Annotated in this window: 9 protein-coding genes; 7 read left to right on the plus strand and 2 right to left on the minus strand. The window is 35.3% G+C overall.

Annotation, left to right across the window (positions count from 1 at the left end; all coding sequences use genetic code 11):
- The coding region (locus tag ACPYKA_RS18800) for a LiaF transmembrane domain-containing protein (RefSeq protein WP_479543740.1) at positions 1–179 on the minus strand (179 nt) is incomplete at its 3' end.
- Positions 180–543: 364 nt separating this feature from the next.
- Between ACPYKA_RS18800 and ACPYKA_RS18805 the strand changes: the two genes are divergently transcribed.
- From ACPYKA_RS18805 to ACPYKA_RS18815, 3 genes are all read left to right on the plus strand, one after another.
- The gene (locus ACPYKA_RS18805; protein WP_479543732.1) at positions 544–873 is read left to right on the plus strand and encodes a 3'-5' exonuclease; all 330 of its coding nucleotides are present in this window, start codon (positions 544–546) and stop codon (positions 871–873) included.
- A 289-nt stretch (positions 874–1,162) separates the two neighbouring features.
- Positions 1,163–1,447: an AbrB/MazE/SpoVT family DNA-binding domain-containing protein gene (locus ACPYKA_RS18810; RefSeq protein WP_479543733.1), complete on the plus strand. Its 285-nt coding sequence runs from the start codon at positions 1,163–1,165 to the stop codon at positions 1,445–1,447.
- A 4-nt stretch (positions 1,448–1,451) separates the two neighbouring features.
- On the plus strand, positions 1,452–1,721 hold the full coding sequence (locus ACPYKA_RS18815; RefSeq protein WP_479543734.1) for a type II toxin-antitoxin system RelE/ParE family toxin: 270 nt from the start codon (positions 1,452–1,454) through the stop codon (positions 1,719–1,721).
- Positions 1,722–1,837: 116 nt separating this feature from the next.
- Here the strand turns inward: ACPYKA_RS18815 and ACPYKA_RS18820 are convergent, their stop codons facing one another.
- The gene (locus tag ACPYKA_RS18820; RefSeq protein ID WP_479543735.1) at positions 1,838–2,041 is read right to left on the minus strand and encodes a YwbE family protein; all 204 of its coding nucleotides are present in this window, start codon (positions 2,039–2,041) and stop codon (positions 1,838–1,840) included.
- 402 nt (positions 2,042–2,443) lie between these two features.
- On the opposite strand from ACPYKA_RS18820, the gene ACPYKA_RS18825 reads away from it, so the two are divergent.
- The 4 genes from ACPYKA_RS18825 to ACPYKA_RS18840 form a co-directional block, all read left to right on the plus strand.
- Positions 2,444–3,325: a polysaccharide deacetylase family protein gene (locus ACPYKA_RS18825; RefSeq protein ID WP_479543736.1), complete on the plus strand. Its 882-nt coding sequence runs from the start codon at positions 2,444–2,446 to the stop codon at positions 3,323–3,325.
- A 417-nt stretch (positions 3,326–3,742) separates the two neighbouring features.
- Positions 3,743–4,021, plus strand: a complete 279-nt coding sequence (locus tag ACPYKA_RS18830; protein ID WP_479543737.1) for a YwqH-like family protein — start codon at positions 3,743–3,745, stop codon at positions 4,019–4,021.
- A 115-nt stretch (positions 4,022–4,136) separates the two neighbouring features.
- Complete coding sequence (locus ACPYKA_RS18835; protein ID WP_479543738.1) at positions 4,137–4,421, plus strand: YwqI/YxiC family protein; 285 nt, start codon at positions 4,137–4,139, stop codon at positions 4,419–4,421.
- Positions 4,422–4,463: 42 nt separating this feature from the next.
- On the plus strand, positions 4,464–4,939 hold a 476-nt coding region (locus ACPYKA_RS18840), incomplete at its 3' end, for a T7SS effector LXG polymorphic toxin (RefSeq protein ID WP_479543739.1).

A 4,939-nucleotide genomic window follows, 5' to 3' on the forward strand; every position in this document is an offset into this window, starting at 1 on the left:
AGACCTGAACTTGCGGAAGAATGTTTCCGATTGATCAGCTGGACCACTCCGATAATAATTAAAATAAGCGGCCACCAATTAGAGAATAACTGCGGTAAATCAATAATGCTAGCTTGTTGCAGAAAAAAACCTAAACCAAGCAAGAGAAAAAGCACGCCTAACCATACTCTTCCCGACATGACATACCTCCTTCCATTACCGTACACAATGATATAATTCGGATTGACTACAGTATTTTAGATTTTTTGTCCATCTTCCTACTCATAATACGTATCAAACAGATTGTTTATGTTTGCATGATGAAGGAACATTTCTAACTCGCTAAAGCTTCCCTCAGAATATACTCAATTTTACCAGTATAAAGTTATTTTTCAACTCTTTCGAATATTTATTCCTTGTCTAATACAAACGGTGTAAGAGAATTGCACCGAAGAGCACATTAAGAAAAGGATCAGAACCAGCAATTATTAAAAGAAAGAGCTTATCCTCTACCGCGTCAAGAGGGGCCGTACAACAAATTATATCGATATGATCGCCTACCTGTTGAAGCATGACGATATTCCTTATTACTGGATGGCGGAAAGCTCGGAAACAAAACATCAATATGAAAAAGATGACGGTAAAGTGAAAATCAGTACAATCGATTCAAGTAAAGGGCTCGATTTTCAAGCTGTTTTCATTGTAAATGTAGACAATATGCCATTCCCGCTGGAAGAAGATAAAGAACGTGAGGCATCCTTGTTATATATTGCAATGACTCGAGCGCAAAATTATTTAACTGTTAGTTATTCGAATGAATTGGAATTTACTGATTACTTTGATCGGGTGTTGGAAGAGAGAGAAGAAACGAAGAAGGTCTTGGAAATGCAGTAATTTAATCCGTGACTTTTTGAAGATAGAGATTAGTTCCCGATTGCTATGTAATTAAAGTCATTTGCGAGACACTTAGCTTAACTTGTAGCTAAGTGTTTCGTTTTAAAAGGGCTCATCGTGACGCCTTTAATTGCGTTTTTTAATCATTGATTTATCTTTGCACTTGATATCAATTGTTAGCATTTGTATGAATAGCTGATATAATATAAGTATGAGATTCAGAAAATCGGAAACAACTAAAGCGAGTGAGCATATAATGTACTTAAAAGATATGGAAAGAAGGGTTAATATGAAAGAACGGTTAACGATTCGAAAAAGAGGACAAATAACTTTACCAAAATCATTTATAGAAAAGTTTGGCTTACAAGAAGGGGATTCACTGGAGCTAGAAATCCGGGATAATGGAGATATTACGGTTGTTCCTATGGTTCAAATTCCCGCAAGTCAAAAGTGGTTTTGGACGGAAGAGTGGCAACAAGGAGAACGGGAAGCAGAAGAAGATATTAGAAGTGGCAATATCAAAAAATTCGATAATGTACATGACCTTATTGCAGAATTAGAAAGCGATGATTGAGTAAATGATCATTGAACGTACAAATCGCTTTAAAAAAGCATATAAAAAGTTAGATAAACAATCACAAAAAATAATTAATCAGGCTTTAATTTTACTGGTTGATGATATAGCTCACCCGTCGTTAAGAGTGAAGAAGATGAAAGGGTACCATAATCCAGACTTATGGGAATTGAGTGCGAATATGGATTTAAGAATAACCTTTGAATTTATTAAGCCAAATACACTCATACTGCGCAATTGTGGGCATCATGATGCGACTTTAAAAAATCCGTAAGATTGATACGGGGTTATGATTTTTATTTTAAAGCGGAGAATAATATTAAACATCCCATATTTAGTTACAAATTAAAAAGAGCACATATTCTTATTGCAAGTGCTCCTTCGTTATCGTTATAGGGATTCATTTAATATTTCTTTTACCCTTCCGACAGTTTTATCCTCTAACATCACTTTAATGCCGTGTGGATGTGTTGCTGAATTCGTGAGGATCTTAGCGACAATACCTTCTGTTGACTTTCCAGAACGCTGATCTTGCTTCTGCACGACTCTAACCCTTTTGCCAATTTGAACATTTTCTCTTTTATTTCCATCCATCTATCTCACTCCTTTACGTTGTTAGGCTTCATAATCATAACACAAATTGTCAGACCACCACGAACGGTTCCTAGTGTACTCGTCACGTAAAAGTGAACGCTTTTCGCTAATAAATGTTGGACAATTTTATCCTAATAAATGAAAGATTGATGTTTCAAAATTTATTGAAGTAACTTTTTAATGCCTCTCTTTCTGATGTACCTTCAAATAATCTCATAAATCGCCCTCTATATTTTAGAAGTTCTTCCTTACTTTTCACTAGGTTTGGAGGGTTATTTATTTTGAAAAGGTTATTATATTAAAGTGCTCCCTTCTTTCTGAATAAATCATCCTCTTTTACCAAAACTAACCGTGTACAGGTCTCTGTTAAATAACGGTTATTGTAGATGAGGAGATGAGTGGATGAAAGAGAGAATTATTAGGCTGATTTTGGTTATTGGGTTTTTATTTTGTCTTTATCTAACAAATACGAATGTATTACCTGTTAATGCGAATGAAGGAGGTTTGGAAAATGATTCGCAGCAACCACAAGGACAACAGGAGAACGAACTAGATAATCCAGAAGAAGATTTTCCTGACCTTCGTGGAGAACCTGAAAATCTTGAACGTGAACGCCAAGTTCCAGTTGATTTGAATATTTTACAGCAACGGTATCCAGATGTATTTTTTCTCCAGGGAGATTCAGGCCAAAACCAAGTTGCTTTAACATTTGATGATGGACCTGACCCCCGTTTTACAAATGATGTATTAAACGTCTTAGACCAGTACGATGTACCAGCAACGTTTTTCTTTTTAGGGTCGAGAGCTGCTGCTTATCCTGAAATTGTCACACGGATCCAAAATGATGGACATGTAATTGGGAACCATACCTACTTCCACCCTAACCTTGTCGATGAAGCCGACATTCCAACACTGGAGCGGGAAGTAATTCGAACAGAAGATGAACTTTATGACATTATCGGATATCGTACACATCTATTCCGACCACCATATGGTTTCTTATACGATGAATTAGTCGAACAGCTTGCGACAATGAACTATGCCATAATTGGCTGGTCGGTGGATTCCTTGGATTGGCAGGAAGATCCTCCAGAGGTCATTGCATCAAATGTATTAAATAACATACATCCAGGTGCAATTATTCTCATGCACGATGGTGCCGATTGGGACGGGGATCGCACGAATACAATTGAATCCCTTCATCAAATTATCCCTACTCTGCAAGAACAGGGCTATGAATTTGTCACTGTACCAGAGTTATTGCATATTCCATTCGAGAAATAGAAGAGTCCCTTCTATTTCTTTTTATTATTTGGCTTTGTTATTCTTCTCTCAAAAAACACCAGCTCCCTAAGCGAACTCCTTTATTATAGACAAATCAAACTTATCCTGTCTTGTTATTTTCCATTGATCAGATGGTAATAGAAGTCAAAATCAATTTCAACTGGCAACATGCAATAATTAATGAGCTTACACTTCATTTTTTTCATAAAAACCTAAAAGAGTTAATCTAGTATATCCACATAAGCATATAGACTCAATAAGTATACATTTTATTGAAAAATAATCAGGATAAAGTATTCAAATTTCTACATTTTTACAATTCCAATACAATCCTTTTTCCATATCCCTTATACTTATATATAATAGTGCGGTTTTTAGAATTACTGGCTTATATTATCGTGAAATGAGGGGATTATCATGGATATTGCTTTCCAAATAAGTCAACTGACAAGCGAAATTTCAAATTTCAACCAAACAATTCAAGCTAATAATGAGAAAATTAGGAGACTGGAAGATTCCAATATGAAAATTATAGGAGACCAAGATGAACTTAGTATGCAAAAGACCCATGTTAATCGACCGGAACTTTCAACTGAAACATGGTATGGCAAGTTCGCAAATGACTTTTTGGATAAAAGGGAAAATATTAAAAGTGAATACAATCAAATGATGAATACCCAGCTAGATATCCTTTAGAAAATATTTATAACGCAATCAAACAGTTAAAAAATGCGAATTCAAATCTTTCCGTTTCAATTGAATCGAATCGGCAACATATTAGTAAATTACGAGAAATGGAGGATGATTAACTATGCCAGAAATTAATATACAACCTGAAAAGGTGACTCCAGTTCTAAATAGTTTAAAAGCAAAAACAGAGGAACTAGAAATAACGAATCCAAATCCCGATTTTTCAACATCTAAGTTAGACTTCCTTGAAAAAATCCAGTCCATTGAAGAGAAATACTACCAAGTGTTAAATAACTATAAAACCGCATTAATAAAAGTCGAAACAAATGTGGAAGAAGCCGTTCAAGCATATGTGGAAACCGATGAAAATATCGCAAGCCAAATGGAATCTCTCCCTGTCAGATAATGGGGAACCATCGGTATAGTTAGTAGAGAAGGAGTTTACAAAATGAAAGTAATTAAGGTTGCTGAGGTTGTAAATGGGCTAGATGAGATCATCAAGATGAAAGAGAAGGAAAAGGAGCAATTTCTTAGTCTTCGCGATGAAATGAATAAAATCATTGATCTTAATGATGCATTGGAAGGGGAGGGTGGTAATGCAATTAAAGAACACTTTATGACATTGCATTTCCCGGCTGTCATTCTATTTAACTTGTTTTTGGAAGAATATATTAATGTTCTAAAGCAAATAAAGGGTTTAGTTACATCGTTCGAAAATGATAATGGTGTTGTACGCCAAGACTTCATTGAAAATGACGTGAACGACGGATTAACTAAACTCGATGATTTAACGCATGATATTATCAATAATATTAACAAACATTACGGGGAGATTAGTGACCTCGTTCCTTTTGATTCTGTGAAAACTACGAACTTTGATTTCCACCTGTCACGTGCGCGAATAATGATTCAAGATACACTCAC

Origin of the sequence: Pseudogracilibacillus amylolyticus (SeqCode), from assembly GCF_051918545.1 — a bacterium.
Classification (GTDB): Bacteria; Bacillota; Bacilli; order Bacillales; family Amphibacillaceae; genus Pseudogracilibacillus.